Source organism: Nonomuraea sp. N2-4H (assembly GCF_045291505.1).
Classification (GTDB): domain Bacteria; phylum Actinomycetota; class Actinomycetes; order Streptosporangiales; family Streptosporangiaceae; genus Nonomuraea; species Nonomuraea fastidiosa.
In genome coordinates, this window is record NZ_CP147987.1 from 8,807,991 (window position 1) to 8,824,611 (window position 16,621).

Genomic DNA, 16,621 nt, shown 5'->3' on the forward strand with positions numbered 1-16,621 from the left:
GGAATATATCCGCAGTTCAGACTATGTGATCAGAGGGGTAGAAACGGGCTGCCCCTTCCGGAATGGGAGATATAGAGGATCGAACGGGCACGCGTGCAAGCGACGAACAGTATGCTCCGTTCGCGCTCCAGCGCACGAGCCCGCGCGTACGGATCGGGCGGCGGATCCTGCGGCAGCGGCCGCGGCACCACGCCCTCGGCCACGCCGATCAGCGCCACCCGCTCGAATTCGAGGCCCTTGAGGTGCTGGAAGGTCAGCGCCCGCACGTCCAGGCCGTCGAGCGCCTGCTTGGCCGCGCGGACCAGCCGCTGATCGCGCGCCCCGACCGCGATCTCGTCCGGCGGCACGCCGTCGGCCAGCCACGACTCGACCGTGGTGCGCAGGCCGGCCAGCTCGGCCTCCTCCGACTCGTACGCCCTGACGACCGGCCGCTCGCCGTGGTGGGTCGCGGTGTAGTCGTACATGACGGTGGCGCCCTTGACCAGGCCGGGGGCGGGGCCGCCGCCGCGCAGCCGTACGACGAAGGACAGCAGCTCCCGCGACAGCCGGTGTGAGACCCCGAGCATGTGCTGGTCGGCGGGGATGCCGACGGCGCCGAGCGCCACCCGCGTGTCGGTCACCCGCTGGTGCGGATCGCCCACGATGAACAGGTCGTCGCGCGCCCGCGGCACCACCGCGCGCAGCAGCCGCCACTGCGCGGGGCTGATGTCCTGCGCCTCGTCCACCACCACGTGCCGGTACGGCTTGCGCCCCGGGTCCACGTCGTCGAGCAGGTCGCCCGTGGAGATCGACAGCACCCGCAGCGCCTCGTCGGTGATCTGCGCGAGCGACCGCGACCCCGGCCCCACCAGCGCGGGACGCCGGCCCTCTGCGTCGGCCACGATGCGGATCGCCAGCCGCTCGGCGTTGTCCACCTCGATCCGCTTGCGGACCACCTCGTCGTCGATGAGCCGGTCCAGGCGGGCCGACAGCTCCTCGGCCAGGCTCTGCGAGAACGTCACCAGCAGCACCGGCCCCCTGCCCTGACCGGCCAGGTGAGCGGCCCGGTGCAGGGCCACGACCGTCTTGCCGGTGCCCGCGCCGCCGATCACCAGCACGGGATGGTCGTAGCCCGCCGCCCTGGCCAGGCGGTGCTGCGCGGGACGCAGGAACGTGCACCACTCGGGCGCCTCCAGCACCCGGTCGAGCGCCACCTTGTCGGGCACGAACACCGCGCGGTCCGGGCTGCGCCGCAGCGCCGCGTACAGGTCGTCGGGGTCGATCGGGCCGGTCTCGTCGTCGGACGGCCGCAGGGTGTCCAGTTCGCGCCACGCCTCGGCCAGCGTGCCGCCTCTGGCCAGCACCGCCAGCGGCGCGTACTGGGTGGGCGGCAGCAGCGGCTCCAGCGCGGTGACGTCGGCCTCGGTCGTGATCAGCCGGAACAGCGGCAGTGCCGGCGCGTCCAGGCCGAGGCCGAGCAGGTCGCCGTCGCAGATGGCGTCGAACAGCCGGGACGGGCGCATCGAGCGGCGTAACGCGGGCTCCACCCGTTCCAGGGCCTCGGCGTCCCACTCCTCGATGACGCCGAGCACCGGGTTGACGCCGTAGCGGTGGCGGCGGGCGTACGACCACGCCTCGGGCTCGGGCAGGACGGTACGCAGCCAGTACACGTCCCGCTGCCGCACCACCACGCCCCGGTGGCCCTGCGCCAGGCGCAGGGTCGCCACCCGCGGGTCCCTGGCGCCCCGCACCCGCTCGGGATGCGGCGCGCCCGGCACGTTCAGCAGGAACCGGCGCAGCGCGACCACGGCGTCCCTGCGCACCGGCGGGGCCAGTGCGCTGAGCTCCCTGGGAAACTCAGGGCCGATCGCGAGCCGCGGCACCGGCTCAGTCCAGCAGTTCGAGCAGGTCGCGGTCCCCGCGCTCACGGAGCCTGTCGAGCAGGTCGGGCAGGGACACGGGGCCGGGCATGCCGATGCGGGTGGCGATCACCCTGGCCGCCTGCTCCCTGGTGCCGCCCGGAGCCGTGTAGCCGACAAGCCGGAGCGCCTTGGTGATCTTCTCGGCACCCGCCGCGGCCGCGGGCAGGTGCCTGGCGCGCAGCACGCCCTCGTCCGACAGCGTCAGGAACAGGTGGCCGCCCTCGCGGGCGCCCACGTCCACCAGCAGCCGCTCGATCGACTCCAGCACCGGCCTGCCGTGCCAGGACATCGTCAGCTCGCCCGCGGCGCTCCTGACCGTCTTGCTCTCGCCGGGGGACAGCCCCAGGTACGACGCGAACCCCGTGGGCAGCGCGCACTCGCCGCCCGCGAGCTGCTCGGCCGTCACGTCGATGCGCAGCCACCAGCGGCCGTCGGGCTGACGGAAGCAGCGCCGCGTCTGCGAGACGTCCTTCAGCGGCTGGTACGGCTTGTCGCCCTCGCCCGCGACACCGTTCGCATCGCCCGCCGGCGGGACGACCGGGGTGAACGCCTGGAACTGCGGCGGCCCCGGCGGCGGGGCGGGCGTCATGTGCACCGGGCCGAAGGCCGACGGCACCAGCTCCACCGGCGGCTGCGGGTACGGCTGCTGCTGGCGCTGCGCCTTCCGCCTGGGCAGCGGCTCGGCCGGGGGTTCCGGCACGGCCGGAGGCGGCGGTGGCGGCGCGAGCGCGGTCATCACGACCTGCCACGCGGGGACGTCAAGCGCCTGGATCTGCACCCGATGCCAGTCGGCCGCGGCGATCACCTGCTCCTTGGGAGCGCCCTGGCCGAGCGTCCTGACCAGCTCGTCCAGGTGCGCACGGAACGGGGCCGCCTCGTCGCTGGACAGCCACCGGTCCAGCTTGGCGCGCAGCTCGATCTCCGTGGAGATGATCTCGGCCTCGGGCACCGCGAAGAGCTTGGCGAGCTGGTCGGCCGCCGACGGCTCGTCGGTGAAGACGCGGTTCTGCGCCACCGCCCAGCTCTTGTCGTCGAGACCGGCGAAGGCGGCCTCGATGAGCTGCGGCAGCTCCTGCCCGCCGGGCTGAGCGGGCTCCTCATCGCCGTGCTGGTCCTCGGGAGTGAACTCGTAACCGGCGTGCCCGGCGCCCGCCGCCGCGACCTCGGGCTCGGGCTCCGCCTCGGCCGCTTCCTCGGGCTCGCCCGCAGCCGCCTGGGGCTCGGGCTCTGGCTCGGATCCGGCCTCCTCCTGAGGCCCGGCCGCCTCCTCGGCGAGCCCCTCGGCGCCGTGGGCCGCCTCGACCTGGGCGGGCTCGAAGGCCTCGCCGGACCCGGCGACGGCCTCCTGCTCGGAACGCTCCTCGGCGTCGCGAGCGACCTCGGCCTGGGCGACCTCGGCCTGATCTGCCTCGAATCGGTCTGCCTCGGCCCGGTCTGCCGCGGACGCCTCGTCGGCCGCTGCGACGGCCTCCTGCTCAGGAACGGCCTCCTGCTCGGGCACCGCATCGGGCACCGCATCAGGCAACGCATCGGGCACCGCTTCGGGCGCCGCATCGGATGCCGCCTCGGCCTCGTGCGCGGCCTCGACGGCGGGAACAGCCTCCACGGAGGGGGCCGCGTCCTCGGCAAGCGCCTCTGCCGGGATCTGCGCCTCATGGGCGACCGGCTCGGGTGCGGGTGCGCCGCCGGCGACCGGCTCGGGCCGGGCCTCCGGCGCGGGAACGCCGGCGGCCGCGCGCTCGGGAGCCTCGGCGGGCGCGGGAGCCGGAGCCTCGGCGCCCGGCACGGGCATCGGCATCACGGCAGGCACGGACGCCGCCCCCGCGGGCACCACGTCCACGTCCACGTCCTCGTCGTCGGCGGGCCTGACGGGCGAGAAGCGGAGCAGCGCGGCGGAGAACAGCGTGTTGAGCACCGGCCGCGCCTGGATGAAGGGCTGATCCATCAGCTCGCGGACGGTCAGCGAGAGCAGCCCCGCCCACGAGCCGGCCCGGTCGAGCGCGATGGCGACGGCGGGCTCGTCGGCCTCTTCGGGATCCAGCACGTGCAGCGCGGGCAGCACGTCGCCGACCGCAGCCGCGGGCCAGTGCTCAAGGGCGATCTCCGTCAGCAGCTCGCCCAGCGACTCGGGGCCGATGGCCGCGAGCACCCGGGGCATGGGCAGGCTGCGCCACCACGCGTCCGGCAGATCCGGCTGCCCGGTGAGTAGCGTGATCGTCGACGCGTCGCTCCACCTCAACGGTGGTACGAGGTCGCTCAGGCAGAAATTCATCCCGTTCCGTTCACCAGCCCCTCACGCCGCCGCAGCGGTGCAGCCATAATCTCGCCGCCCACGGAACAGACCATAGTCCGGCAAAACAGCCCTACGCATCATGCTCTACGCATCAGCGCCGAACGGCGGCAAAGCGTAGACGCACGTAGTCGGCCATCCAGCCGGTCTCCCTGCGGAGTGCGGGCGCCGCGAGTTCGTTCACGCGCCGGAGCAGGGGCTCCACGATGTTGGGGGAAGCCCTTCGAGCGCCGACGCGGCGAATGTGCGGACCCAGTCGGCGGCGCCGCCGGGGCACTCGTCGAGGGGTGTGGGACGGTCGAAGTATTCCAGCAGCCTGACGACGAACCCCTCTTGTTCGAGGCGGTGCGCGTACTCGGCAGGCGTGGGAAAGTACCACGGCAGCTCGGGTTCGCGCAGGCCGTATTCGCGCCAGGCGGTCAGCATCGCGGTGGTCAGCTCGGCGCAATTGCCGGCTCCGCCCATTTCCGCGACGAAACGTCCGCCAGGCATGAGTGCCTCGCGGACGTTGGCGATGACGGCGCGGGGGTCGCGGCTCATCCAGTGCAGTGCGGCGTTGGAGAAGACCGCGTCGTACTTGTCCGCGACCGTGAAGTCGTGCCCGTCGCCGACGATGAAGTTGATGCCCGGGTATTGGGCGAGCGCCTTTTCGATCATCGCGGGCGAGCCGTCGATGCCGAGGACGTCCGCGCCCCTGAAGGCGATCTGCGCGGTCAGCACCCCGGTGCCGCAACCGAGGTCGAGCACGCGCTCGCCGGGGCGCGGGTCGAGCAGGTCGACAAGCGGCGCGCCCTGCGTGGAGACGTAGCCGAAGCTGCTGTCGTAGGCACGACTGTTCCACCGCTCCAAGCTCGGCGTGTCGTATCGCAAGACGATCAGCTCACAATCGGTCAGACATCGGGCCCCCGTGGCCGTGCTGTCCGTTCACTTTAGAGCCTGATCGTCCCTACGACATATCAAGTCACATGGGACTCATCCCACACTCTTGGTCCATTCCCTCTTCAGGTACGCCTTCGCCGCATCCGTCTGCGGGATCGTCATGAGCACCGGCGGGCCGGGCGGCTTGGGCAGCTTGGCGGCCTGCTCGGTGTCGAGCGTGCCCTTCATCAGCATCGCCTCGCCGCGCGCCGGGCGGGCGAAGCCCTTCTGCAGGAGGTTCTGGCCCTCGTCGGAGAAGAGGAACTCCTGCCAGAGGCGGGCCGCGGCCGGATGCGGGGCCGCCTTGTTGATCGCCTGCACGTGGTAGCCGCCGAGCGCGGCCCCCTTGGGGATGACGACCTTCCACGCGTCGCCCTGCAGGGCGCTGCGCGCGGCGTTGAGGTGGTCCCACGAGACGACCACGTTGGCCTTGGACATGTCGGTCAGCCGACCGGCCTGCTTGAGCTTGGCGAACAGCTCCACGCCCTGCTCGGGCCTGGGTGCTCCTGAGGTGGACCCGGAGCTCATCGACGCCGCCATCACGCCGCCGAACGCCGCCGACGAGCGCAGCGGGTCGCCGTCGAGCGCGACGCGGTAGCCGGGCTTGAGCAGGTCGGCGAAGGAGGCCGGCGGCTTGACCGCGCGCGGGTCGTAGCCGATCGACATGTAACCGCCGTAGGCGGCGTACCAGGCGCCCGACGGGTCCTTGACGTGGTCGGGCAGGTCCTGCCAGCCCTGCACCTTGTACGGCGCGAACTTGGCGGCCCCGTAGACCGCCATGTCCATGGTCAGGTCGAAGACGTCGGGTTTGAGCTGGGTGGCGACGTCGAGCTCGCGCTTGCTGTTCGCGGCGGGCTCGAGTTCGTTGATCTTGATGTCGTACTTGTCGGCGAAGGTGTCGAGGATCTCGCCGAAGTTCACCCAGTCGCGGGGCAGGGCGATGACGTTGAGCTCGCCTTCGCGCTGCGCTGCCTCGACGAGGCGCTCCATGGTGCCGAAGCCCGACTTCAGCGAGGTGGCCTTGACGTTGACGGGCGGCAGGTTCTTGTTCTCTGTGGTGGCGGTGTCGGTGGACGACGCGCCGCATCCGGCGCTGGCGAGGATGGCTGCTGCGGCGGCGCAGGTACGTACGGTCACAGATTGAATACTTACCGCTACATCCTCCCAGGTCGAGGAGGCGCGGCCGGTACGACCTTGGCTGCCACCAGCGTCTCCTCGGGGATCTCCACCACCGTGCCATCCCTTTTGCGGACCTTGAGAATCCCGTCCGACCACGACACGAGGATGCCCACCGCGTCACGAAACCCGCCGGGCACGCGCCTTCTGGTAGTGATCCGGGCGCCTATATCGTGACTTGTGATGGCGACGACGAGGCGTCCGGCCACGAGTTTGCCCCCCTCCGTTTCGGCCAGCGAGCAAGCACGGCAATACTAGGGCGTAGCAAACCGCGGTCAGAGTCATGCCATGGTGCGGAGAAGAAGGAGCTCGAGGTGACCTACGTCATCGCGCAGCCTTGCGTGGACGTCCTGGACAAGGCGTGCATCGAGGAGTGCCCCGTCGATTGCATCTACGAGGGCGAGCGCATGCTTTACATCCACCCCGACGAGTGCGTGGACTGCGGCGCGTGCGAGCCTGTGTGCCCCGTCGAGGCGATTTTCTATGAGGACGACCTTCCCGAGCAGTGGAAGGACTTCTACAAGGCGAACGTGGACTTCTTCGAGGACCTGGGCTCGCCCGGCGGCGCCTCGAAGGTCGGCAAGATCGAAAAGGACCACCCGATCGTGGCCGCCCTGCCGCCGCAGGGCGAGGGTCACTGACGATCGTTTCCTCGTCGTGCACGGGCGCATCCGGCCGGATGCGCCCCGTACGCGCGCGCCTCGTACGGCGACGCAACACCCTGGAGAACCGTGAACAACCTGCCTGACTTCCCTTGGGATCGGCTGGAGCCGTACAAGCAGCGCGCGCTGGCACACCCTGACGGCATCGTCGACCTCTCGGTCGGCACGCCCGTCGACCCCGTGCCGCAGATCGTCCAGGACGCGCTCATCGCGTCCGCGAACAGCCCCGGCTATCCGCTCACCCACGGCACCAAGGAGCTGCGCGAGGCCGCGGCCGGGTGGCTGGAGCGCAGGCATGGCGTGACCGTCGACCAGCGCGACGTGCTGCCGGTGATCGGCACCAAGGAGTTCGTCGCGTGGCTGCCCTCTTACCTGGGCGCCCGCAAGGTGGTCTTCCCCGAGCTGGCCTACCCCACCTACGACGTGGGCGCCAGGCTCGCCGGAGCCACGGGCATCGCCTCCGACAGCACGCTCGCGCTCGGTCCCGAGCGGGTCGATCTCATCTGGGTCAACTCCCCGGGCAACCCCACGGGCCGGGTGCTGCCCGCCGAGCACCTGCGCAAGGTCGTCGACTGGGCCCGCGAGCGCGGCGCCGTCGTGGCCTCCGACGAGTGCTACATCGAGCTCGGCTGGGAGGAGCGGCCCGTCTCGATCCTGCACCCCGACGTCTGCGGCGGCTCCCACGAGGGGCTGCTCGCCGTCCACTCGCTCTCCAAGCGCTCCAACCTGGCCGGCTACCGCGCCGGGTTCGTGACCGGCGACCCCGCCCTGGTCAAGCGGCTGCTGGAGATCCGCAAGCACGCCGGCATGCTGATGCCGAAGCCCGTACAGGCCGCCATGACGGTCGCGTTCGGCGACGACGAGCACGCCGACCGGCAGCGCGAGCGCTACGCCGCCCGCCGCGAGCTGCTGCGGCCCGCGCTGGAGAAGGCCGGCTGGACCATCGACCACTCGACGGCCGGGCTGTACTTCTGGGCCACGAACGGCCAGAGCGCCTGGGACCAGGTCGGCAAGCTTTCCGAAATCGGCATTTTGGTCGCGCCCGGTGAGTTCTACGGATCGGCAGGTGAGCGGCACATCCGGGTGGCGCTCACGGCCACCGATGAGCGGATCGCTGCGGCGGTGCGCCGCCTCCAGTAGGATCACCCGGCGAAGCCCGGCGGGAGCCGGGTTCGCGCGCATAAATTGATAAGGGCTTATGCCGAGGCAGACCGCGAGTGGAGCGAGCTGATCGATGAGCGTGACCTCCATGGTCGTTCTCGGGCTGAGCATCGCCACCGTCTTGCTGCTGCTTGGCGCCTTCTGGGCCACCCTGCGGCAGGACAGAAAGGGCCGCTCAAGCGCCGCCGCACCGGCCGAGGTCGCCTCAGTCGAGGCCCCGCTGGCGGCGCCGGTGAGCGTCCCTGGTCGAGCCGGCACCGACTACACCGACCCTCGCACGATCCAGGTCGGCGACCGGATCGAGGTGCACGGGTCGCCCGCGCGCGTGCTCGGCGCCATGCACATCTCCTGGCAGGGCCAGCAGTGGGTGGAGTTCCTGCTGCGCGACAGCTCGCGGCGGCTGCAGTGGCTCTCCGTCGAGGTGCGTCCCGGCGACCCGCCGCACCTTGAGGTGCAGCTCTGGAACGATGTGCCGACCCAGGGCATGGTCCCCGCCAAGAGCTCGCTGATCATGGAGGGCGTGGAGTTCCACCCCATCGAGCGGGGCACGGCGGCGTTCAGGAGCGAGGGCGACACCGGAAACCCCGACCGGGGGCTGCTCGACTTCGCCGACTACCGCGCCTCCGACGGGCGGCTGCTGTCTTTCGAGCGCATCCAGGGCCGCGCGTGGACCGCCGCCTACGCCCAGCCGCTGCCGCCCGGCTCGATCTCGATCGTCCGCCGCGCGTCCTGACCCCCGGGACGGCTCGGGCCTCCTGATCACTCCGAACACGCCCGGAACAGGGCGCGCGCCCCGACCTGTCACGACAGGCGGGTGCGCGTCCTGACCTGTCACGACAGACCGCGCGTGTCGACCATCACGACAGCTCGACGCGGCGGGTACCGGCCGTGCCGCCGTCCTGCCAGCCGTCGGCCTCGATGTCGTTGAGCCAGGTGGCGCCGTTGTAGCCGACGCGGGTGATCGCGTACTTCTCGGCGTGGGCCACCGACCAGGCCGCCACCAGCCAGCCGCGCCGCTTGCTGGTGATCGCGGTGCTGCCCAGGGCCCTGGCGAGCTGTTTGCGCGCGGCGGCGGTGCGCGGCTTCGGCGCGGGGGTCTTGTCGGTCGGATACCAGCAGTCCACGGCCCGCGGCACCCGGCCGGTGAAGGCGGCGGCGAGGATCTTCGCATCGCCCTCGTGCGGCGCGTACGCGTAGCCGCCCGCCGACCGCTGCACCGCCTGCGCCGCGTCCGCCAGCGGCATCTTGTGGTAGTCCTTCACCTTGACCAGCGCGGCGAAGAACTTGTTGGTGGCGTAGACCGGGTCCTGGAGCTGCTTCTTCGTGCCCCAGCCCTGCGAGGGCCGCTGCTGGAACACGCCCACCGAGTCGCGGTCGCCGTAGTCGAGGTTGAGCAGCTTCGACTCCTGCAGCGCGGTGCCGTACGCGATGACCACGGCACGCTCGGGCAGCCGCCGCCGCGCCGCCACGGCCGCGATGGTCGCGGAGATCTGCGCCTGCTCGGGGGAGAGCGTCAGCACCCCCTCAGGCGTCTTGACCACGCAGAACGGCTCCTCCTGCACCGCGAGGCGGGGCGTCCGCTTCAGCAGGTGGTACAGGCCCACGGACACGCCGACGGCGAGCACGGCAACGATGATCGCGATGGTGATGACTGCACGGGAGAAGCGCGGGCGCACGCAGGAAAACCTACCCGGCCGGATAAGCTCCCAGGGCATGAGCAACGTGCGCACGACGTCTCCGCTGCCCGCCGCGGTGGACGAGCTCTGGGAGCGCAGGGCCGAGCTGTCGCCCGCCGACGCCGAGGCCCGGCACCTCGTGGTGAGCGCGATCGACCTGCTCGACCGGGGCGAGGCCAGGGTCGCGAGGCTCGTGGACGGCGAGGTCGTGGTGGACGAGCGGGCCAAGCGCGCGATTCTGCTCGGTTTCAAGGTGCTCGGCATGACGCGCTCGCAGGTCGGCGACTTCCACCACCACGACAGGGTGCCGCTGAAGAGCTCGCTCGAGGGCGTGCGCGTGGTGCCCGGCGCGATCGCGCGGTGGGGCGCGTACATCGCGCCCGGCGTGGTGCTCATGCCGTCGTTCACCAACATCGGCGCGTACGTCGACGAGGGCACGATGGTCGACACCTGGGCCACGGTCGGCTCCTGCGCCCAGATCGGCAAGAACGTGCACCTGTCGGGCGGCGTCGGCATCGGCGGCGTGCTGGAGCCGCCGAACGCGGTGCCGGTGGTCATCGAGGACGGCGCGCTGATCGGCAGCCGGGCGATGATCGTCGAGGGCGCCAGGGTCGGCGAGGGCGCGGTCGTCGGCGCGGGAACGATCCTGTCCGCGTCGATGCCGGTGATCGAGGTCGAGACCGGTGAGGAGCTGTCCCGCGGCGTGATCCCGCCGTGGTGCGTGGCGGTGGGCGGCACGCGGCAGAAAGAGTTCCCCGGAGGCACGTTCGGCCTGCCGTGCGTGGCCGTGCTCAAGCGCCTGGAGCCGGGGAGCAGGCACGACAAGGCGGCGCTCAACGATGTGCTGCGCGAACACGGAGTGAACACCTGATGCTTGACCTGACCCAGGACGTACGCGACCTGACCGCCGCGATCGTGGACATCGAGTCCGTCAGCGGCGGCGAGAAGGCGCTGGCCGACGAGGTCGAGCGAGCGCTCGCCGCGCTGCCGCACCTCAAGGTGACCCGGTCGGGCGAGACGGTCGTGGCCCGCACCGAGCTGGGGCGCTCCGAGCGCGTGCTGATCGCGGGACACCTCGACACCGTCCCCGTCGCCGGCAACCTGCCCAGCAGGGTCGAGGGCGACCTGCTCTACGGCTGCGGCACCACCGACATGAAGGCGGGCGTGGCCGTCGCGCTCAAGCTCGCCGCCACCCTGCCCGCGCCCAACCGCGACGTCACCTACGTCTTCTACGACTGCGAGGAGGTCGAGGCCGAGCGCAACGGGCTCGGCAGGGTCGCGCGCGAGCACGCCGACTGGCTGGCCGCCGACTTCGCGGTGCTGATGGAGCCCACCGACGGCGTCATCGAGGGCGGCTGCCAGGGCACGCTGCGCGCCGAGGTCATGGTGACCGGCAAGCGGGCGCACAGCGCGCGCTCGTGGTTCGGGGTCAACGCCATCCACGGCATCGAGCCGGTGCTGGCCAGGCTCAACGCGTACGAGCCGCGCCGGCCGGTGGTCGACGGGCTCGAATACCACGAGGGGCTCAACGCGGTGGGCGTACGCGGCGGCGTGGCCGGCAACGTCATCCCCGACCTGTGCGTGGTGAGCGTCAACTACCGCTTCGCGCCCGACCTGTCGATCAAGGAGGCCGAGCAGCACGTACGCGAGGTCTTCGACGGCTTCGCGGTGAACATCGTGGACGCGGCACCCGCGGCGCGGCCGGGGCTGACGCACCCGGTGGCGGCGGCGTTCACGGCGGCGGTCGGCGGCGAGCCGCGCGCCAAGCTGGGCTGGACCGACGTCGCCCGCTTCTCCGCGCTCGGCGTGCCGGCCGTCAACTACGGCCCTGGCGACCCCAACCTCGCGCACCAGCAGGGCGAGTACGTGTCGCTGCAGAAGATCGTGGAAAGCGAGCGCGCGATGCTCGACTGGCTGTCCGCCTGACACGGCCACCGGGACTCTTCCAACGGGCCCCTCACGTGAAAGTGGCCTTCCTCGCCGGCCATTTGGCGGGGAAGACCACTTTCAGTCCCGAGCAGCACCCTCGCCGATTAGACGCGGGCGGGCCGAAATCTGGTTCCCTGCTTCTTACAAGTTTTTTCAGAACGCCTTCCCACCTCCGCCACCTGCGGTTTCGTCCCCGGCACGCATGCTGGAGACGCGCAGGGGCGGCGAGGAGGCCGAGCTCGGACCGGCCACGCACGAGAAGGGCTAGCGTGATCCGCATGGAAAAGATCCGTCGAGAACGCCGACAGGGCCAGGCTTTCGTGCGCGGCAGCCTCGTCCCCCGCTCCACCCACGACCAGCGGCTGCTCGCCCCCCAGGGGCCGACCGACTGGGTGCACATGGACCCGTGGCGGGTCCTGCGCATCCAGGCCGAGTTCGTGGAGGGCTTCGGCCAGCTCGCCGAGCTTCCTCCGGCCGTGACCGTCTTCGGCTCGGCCCGTACGTCCCCCGACTCGACCGACTACGCGCTGGGCCGTGCGCTCGGCCGCAAGCTCGCCGAGGCCGGTTACGCGGTGATCACCGGCGGCGGGCCCGGCGTCATGGAGTCGGCCAACCGGGGCGCGAGCGAGGTCGACGGCGCGATCTCGGTGGGGCTCGGCATCGAGCTGCCGTTCGAGCAGCGCATGAACGACTACGTCGATCTCGGCATCGAGTTCCGCTACTTCTTCGTCCGCAAGACGATGTTCGTCAAGTACTCCTGCGGCTTCATCACGCTGCCCGGCGGCTTCGGCACGCTGGACGAGCTGTTCGAGGCGCTCACGCTGGTGCAGACCCAGAAGGTCACCTCGTTCCCCGTCGTGCTGCTCGGCAGCGAGTTCTGGGGCGGGCTGATCGACTGGATCAAGAGCCAGCTGCTCGGCACCGGCAAGATCGCCGCCCAGGACCTCGACCTGATCACCGTCACCGACGACCCCGACGAGGCCGTGCGCATCATCGTCGAGTCCGACCGGGCCCGCTCCCGGCAGCGTGAGGAGGAGATCGCGGCCGCCGCGGCGCAGCACGCGGAGCCTCAATAGGCTCGGCGGCGTGAACATCTGTGTCTACTGCGCCTCCAGCCAGACCATCCACGCCAAATACATCGAGCTGGCCGCCCGTGTCGGCACCGAGCTGGCCCGGCGGGGCCACACGCTGGTCAGCGGCGGCGGCTCCGTGTCCTGCATGGGCGCCGTCACCGCGGCCGCCCGCGCCGCAGGCGGCCGGACGATCGGCGTGATCCCCCAGGTCCTGATGGACATGGAGGTGGCGGACGAGGAATCGGACGAGCTGATCGTCACCGACGGCATGCGCGAGCGCAAGGGCGTCATGGACGCACGCTCCGACGCGTTCCTCGTGCTGCCCGGCGGCATCGGGACGCTGGAGGAGCTGTTCGAGATCTGGAGCGCCCGGGTGCTCGGCATCCACGACCGCCCGCTGGTGCTGCTCGACCCCTTCGGCCTGTACGACCCGCTCAAGGCGCTGGTCGAGCGCATGTACGACGAGGGCTTCACCCGTCCCGACGTGTTCGACGCCATCTCGTGGACCACGACGGTCGAGGAGGCGTTCGCGCACCTCGAAGGGCGTGCGCAGCCGGTCAGACCGAGCGTCGCCGAGCTGGGCGAGGCGTCCGGCTGACCGGTGTCCGCGCCGCCCGGTGACGTACCGGTTGCGGCATGTGCGGGACCTCGTGCCCCGATGCAATGAGTACGATGCCCATGTGCTGGTCATACTCGCCATCGCCGCCATCGCCATCCTGGTCTGCGTGGTCCTGGTCTCCCTGGGCAAGGGCGGTGAGCTGACCGAGTTCCCGCCCGACGTGCCCTCGCTCGACCTGCCGGAGGCCGGGCAGCTCACGGCGGCCGACGTCATGGCCATCCACCTGCCGGTCAACCTGGTCGGCTACCACACGCAGAGCGTCGACGAGACGCTGCGCAGGGCCGCGGGGGCGATCAGCGCGCGCGACAACCGCATCGCGGTGCTGGAGCAGCGGGTCTCCGAGCTGCTGTCCAACCGGCTGTACGCGCGGCAGGAGAGCTACGCCGCGCCGGGCGCCGGGCCGCGCACCGAGCACGCACCCGAGGCCCCTGCCGTGTCCCGGGAGCTGCCGGAGTCGGGCGACCCGGTGACCTCCAGCGGCGCCTCGGTGTCGTGGGACGGCGGGGCCCGGCTGACCAGCCCGCCTGAGGACCCGGAGTGGCGGGTGCCCGGCGTTCAGACTCAGCATCAGGCGGACGCCCGGGCGGAGGCTCCGGGCGAGCCCGTCGGTGAGACGGAGGCCGGCGGCGAGGCCGGCGATCAGGCCGCCGACACGACCGACACGACCGAGGCGGCACAGGCGAAGGCCGACGAGAAGGCCGACGAGAAGGCTGGCGAGAAGGCTGGCGACAAGGCCGAGGAGAAGGACGGCGAGCCGGAGCGCGATGCGTCCGTGCGGGCCGGGCTCAACGGCCAGGGGGATGATCAGGGCAAGTGACCGAGCCGATCCGCTGCGCATGGGCCGGTCTGTCCGACCCGATGTACCTCGAGTACCACGACAAGGAGTGGGGCCGCCCGCTCAAGGGCGATGACGCGGTCTTCGAGCGGGTGTCGCTCGAGGCGTTCCAGTCGGGCCTGTCGTGGCTGACGATCCTGCGCAAGCGGGAGAACTTCCGCGCCGCCTTCGACGGCTTCTCGATCCCGAAGGTGGCCGCGTACACGGGCAAGGACGTCGAGCGGCTGCTCGGCGACGCGGGCATCGTACGCAACCGCGCCAAGATCGAGGCCGCCATCACCAACGCCAGGGCCGCGCTCGACCTGCCCGGCGGCCTGTCGGAGCTGGTGTGGCGGTACGCCGAGCCCGACAGGCCCGCGCCGCGCACCATGGCCGACGTGCCGGCCGCCACGCCAGGCTCGAAGGCGCTGGCCAAGGAGCTGAAGCGGCACGGGTTCGTGTTCGTCGGCCCGACCACCGCCTACGCGCTCATGCAGGCGATCGGGCTGGTCAACGACCACCTCGCGGACTGCGTCGCGCGTAGGTGGTGAGCGCGACGGCGTGGCTGCGCTTGGAGCCGTGACGGGCTCGAAGGCGCCCGCTGTGCCGTCGCCGGTGTGATCCCGCCCGCCGGCGGCCCGTACGCGTCTCCACGGCCACCCTGGCCCCGTCGAGCAGGTGACCGCCGGCCCCGCCGAGGTGCACCCGTACCGGCCGGTCACTCTCCGCTGAACGTCGGCTGCTCCTTGGCGAGGAAGGCGCGTGTGGCGTTGCGGTGGTCCTGGGTGGCGGCGCACTGGTCCTGCAGGTCGGCCTCCAGGGCGAGCGAGTCGGCGAGGGCGTGCGTGGCGGCGTAGGCGAGCGCCCGCTTCGTGGCCGCGTACGCCAGCGTGGGTCCCTGCGCGAGGCGTGCGGCGAGGTCCGTCGCGGCCTTCATGACGTCGTCGGCGGGCACCACGCGGTTGACCAGGCCCAGCTCGAGCGCGCGGGCGGCGTCGATCGCCTCGCCCAGCAGCATCAGCTCGGCGGCGCGGCCATGCCCGACCAGGCGCTGCAACGTCCACGACGCGCCCGAGTCCGGCGCGAGCCCGATCCCGGCGAACGCCAGCGCGAACTTCGCCCGCTCCGAGGCCACCCGCAGGTCGCAGGCGAAGGCCAGCGACGCGCCCGCGCCCGCGGCCACGCCGTTGACGGCGGCCACCACCGGCTTCGGCATCGTGCTGATCAGCTCGATGATCGGGTTGTAGTGCAGGCGCACGGTGTTGGCCAGGCCGTGCCCCGACTCCAGGTTGTCGGCGTGCTCGCGCAGGTCCTGGCCCGCGCAGAAGGCCCGGCCCGAGCCGGTCAGCAGCACCGCCCTGACCGCGCGGTCGTGCGCGGCCTTGCGCAGCGCGTCGTGCAGCGCCTGCTTGGCCTCGACGGTCAGCGAGTTCATCGCCTCCGGCCGGTCGAGCGTGATGGTGGCGACGGCGTCGGCCACGTCGTAGCGGATCACATCAACTCCCTGTCGACGAACGCGGCGGCCGCGGGCAGCAGCCTGGCGGCCTCCTGCTTGAAGAAGGCCCTCGCCTTCTCGCCCGGCCAGCCCGGCGGCAGCAGCTCGGGCGGCAGGCCGGGGTCGCGGAACAGGAAGTTGCGCCACCCGTGCACGAGCCTGCTGCGGGTGGCGAACACCTGATCGGGCGGCGCCTCTTCTGGCAGCGTGCTGATCAGCGTGACAGCCTCGGCCAGCCAGTGCTCGTACGCCTCGCCGATGGCGTCGAGATCCCATGCCCTGGCCACCAGCTCGCGCGGATCGCCTTCGAGCGCCGCGTCGAACCTGTCGGCCCGCACTCCTTCGCTCTCCAGCAGGTTGTCCAGCTCGATCGAGGAGCGCGGGCCGATCCACGTCGTCTCCGACAGCGACGCGTACCCCAGGAAGGTCAGATCCGCCCTGAGCCGCTCCCTGCGCTGCCGCTCCTTCACCGGCTCGAAGACGATGACGTGCCAGCGTCCGTGCCAGGTGAGGGTTCCAGCTCGGTAAATTCTCAGCGCGGCCTCATCAAGCCGTCTGACGCACTTCGGGGTCAGCCCGTAGCCCGCTCCCTGCGGCAGCCTCACCGGTCTCAGCCATCCCTGACGCACCATCCGCGACACCGCCGTACGCACCGCGGGAGCCGCGATTTCCAGGGGTTTCATGAGACGTACGAGGGCGGCTATGGTGGCCTGCCCGCCGCGAGAACGCAGGTGATCTCCGTAGAGGTCGAACAGAGCGGCGCGAGCGTGCACGAAGTCCAGTTTGGACGCCATCGCCTGGCTCGACAACGCATTCTGGGAGGAGATCGTTACCCATGAGCGCTCTCGATGCGGGAGAATAGGACATCACAGAAGACGTGAATGCGCCGGCCACCCTCCCGGGGTGG

At 71.4% G+C, this 16,621-nt stretch carries 17 protein-coding genes; 9 read left to right on the forward strand and 8 right to left on the reverse strand.

What is annotated here, in order from left to right:
- Positions 1–29: 29 nt before the first annotated feature.
- From WBK31_RS40760 to WBK31_RS40780, 5 genes are all read right to left on the reverse strand, one after another.
- Positions 30–1,862, reverse strand: coding sequence for a UvrD-helicase domain-containing protein (locus WBK31_RS40760; RefSeq protein ID WP_406674128.1), 1,833 nt, complete (start codon positions 1,860–1,862; stop codon positions 30–32).
- Between the two features lie 4 nt (positions 1,863–1,866).
- Entirely contained in the window at positions 1,867–4,140 is a 2,274-nt protein-coding gene (locus tag WBK31_RS40765) for a hypothetical protein (RefSeq protein ID WP_406674129.1), read from the reverse strand.
- A gap of 231 nt (positions 4,141–4,371) precedes the next feature.
- Complete coding sequence (locus WBK31_RS40770) at positions 4,372–5,061, reverse strand: class I SAM-dependent methyltransferase (protein ID WP_378785183.1); 690 nt, start codon at positions 5,059–5,061, stop codon at positions 4,372–4,374.
- A gap of 102 nt (positions 5,062–5,163) precedes the next feature.
- Positions 5,164–6,246: an ABC transporter substrate-binding protein gene (locus WBK31_RS40775; protein ID WP_364068972.1), complete on the reverse strand. Its 1,083-nt coding sequence runs from the start codon at positions 6,244–6,246 to the stop codon at positions 5,164–5,166.
- Between the two features lie 17 nt (positions 6,247–6,263).
- Positions 6,264–6,425, reverse strand: coding sequence for a hypothetical protein (locus WBK31_RS40780; protein ID WP_378785181.1), 162 nt, complete (start codon positions 6,423–6,425; stop codon positions 6,264–6,266).
- Positions 6,426–6,599: 174 nt separating this feature from the next.
- Here WBK31_RS40780 and fdxA point away from each other — a divergent pair, with 174 nt between their 5' ends.
- From fdxA to WBK31_RS40795, 3 genes are all read left to right on the forward strand, one after another.
- Positions 6,600–6,926: a ferredoxin gene (gene fdxA / locus WBK31_RS40785; RefSeq protein ID WP_364068974.1), complete on the forward strand. Its 327-nt coding sequence runs from the start codon at positions 6,600–6,602 to the stop codon at positions 6,924–6,926.
- 90 nt (positions 6,927–7,016) lie between these two features.
- Entirely contained in the window at positions 7,017–8,087 is a 1,071-nt protein-coding gene (gene dapC, locus WBK31_RS40790) for a succinyldiaminopimelate transaminase (protein WP_364068976.1), read from the forward strand.
- A gap of 94 nt (positions 8,088–8,181) precedes the next feature.
- Positions 8,182–8,841, forward strand: coding sequence for a DUF4178 domain-containing protein (locus tag WBK31_RS40795; protein ID WP_364068978.1), 660 nt, complete (start codon positions 8,182–8,184; stop codon positions 8,839–8,841).
- Positions 8,842–8,965: 124 nt separating this feature from the next.
- Here WBK31_RS40795 and WBK31_RS40800 read toward each other — a convergent pair whose 3' ends face one another.
- Complete coding sequence (locus tag WBK31_RS40800; RefSeq protein ID WP_364068980.1) at positions 8,966–9,784, reverse strand: hypothetical protein; 819 nt, start codon at positions 9,782–9,784, stop codon at positions 8,966–8,968.
- A gap of 37 nt (positions 9,785–9,821) precedes the next feature.
- On the opposite strand from WBK31_RS40800, the gene WBK31_RS40805 reads away from it, so the two are divergent.
- From WBK31_RS40805 to WBK31_RS40830, 6 genes are all read left to right on the forward strand, one after another.
- Positions 9,822–10,655, forward strand: a complete 834-nt coding sequence (locus tag WBK31_RS40805; RefSeq protein ID WP_406674130.1) for a 2,3,4,5-tetrahydropyridine-2,6-dicarboxylate N-succinyltransferase — start codon at positions 9,822–9,824, stop codon at positions 10,653–10,655.
- Positions 10,655–11,710 (forward strand): succinyl-diaminopimelate desuccinylase, encoded by a 1,056-nt coding sequence (gene dapE / locus WBK31_RS40810; RefSeq protein ID WP_364068984.1) that lies wholly within the window; start codon positions 10,655–10,657, stop codon positions 11,708–11,710. The genes WBK31_RS40805 and dapE overlap by 1 nt, the downstream gene beginning before the upstream one ends.
- 281 nt (positions 11,711–11,991) lie before the next feature.
- Positions 11,992–12,789, forward strand: coding sequence for a TIGR00730 family Rossman fold protein (locus WBK31_RS40815; protein ID WP_364068986.1), 798 nt, complete (start codon positions 11,992–11,994; stop codon positions 12,787–12,789).
- Between the two features lie 10 nt (positions 12,790–12,799).
- A complete protein-coding gene (locus tag WBK31_RS40820; protein WP_364068988.1) occupies positions 12,800–13,384 on the forward strand; it encodes a TIGR00730 family Rossman fold protein in 585 nt (194 codons plus the stop codon).
- 82 nt (positions 13,385–13,466) lie between these two features.
- A complete protein-coding gene (locus tag WBK31_RS40825; RefSeq protein WP_406674131.1) occupies positions 13,467–14,222 on the forward strand; it encodes a hypothetical protein in 756 nt (251 codons plus the stop codon).
- On the forward strand, positions 14,219–14,770 hold the full coding sequence (locus WBK31_RS40830; protein ID WP_364068992.1) for a DNA-3-methyladenine glycosylase I: 552 nt from the start codon (positions 14,219–14,221) through the stop codon (positions 14,768–14,770). Before WBK31_RS40825 ends, WBK31_RS40830 begins: the two co-directional genes overlap by 4 nt.
- Before the next feature lie 167 nt (positions 14,771–14,937).
- Here WBK31_RS40830 and WBK31_RS40835 read toward each other — a convergent pair whose 3' ends face one another.
- Entirely contained in the window at positions 14,938–15,714 is a 777-nt protein-coding gene (locus tag WBK31_RS40835; RefSeq protein WP_364068994.1) for an enoyl-CoA hydratase-related protein, read from the reverse strand.
- Entirely contained in the window at positions 15,711–16,508 is a 798-nt protein-coding gene (locus WBK31_RS40840) for a PaaX family transcriptional regulator C-terminal domain-containing protein (RefSeq protein WP_364068996.1), read from the reverse strand. Before WBK31_RS40840 ends, WBK31_RS40835 begins: the two co-directional genes overlap by 4 nt.
- Positions 16,509–16,621 lie beyond the last annotated feature (113 nt).

Excerpts from the sequence above, each read along its gene's own strand:
- WBK31_RS40795 (WP_364068978.1), top strand. The coding sequence starts at position 8,182 with ATGAGCGTGACCTCCATGGTCGTTCTCGGGCTGAGCATCGCCACCGTC.
- WBK31_RS40805 (WP_406674130.1), top strand. The coding sequence starts at position 9,822 with ATGAGCAACGTGCGCACGACGTCTCCGCTGCCCGCCGCGGTGGACGAG.
- dapE (WP_364068984.1), top strand. The coding sequence starts at position 10,655 with ATGCTTGACCTGACCCAGGACGTACGCGACCTGACCGCCGCGATCGTG.
- WBK31_RS40815 (WP_364068986.1), top strand. The coding sequence starts at position 11,992 with ATGGAAAAGATCCGTCGAGAACGCCGACAGGGCCAGGCTTTCGTGCGC.
- WBK31_RS40840 (WP_364068996.1), bottom strand. The coding sequence starts at position 16,508 with ATGGCGTCCAAACTGGACTTCGTGCACGCTCGCGCCGCTCTGTTCGAC.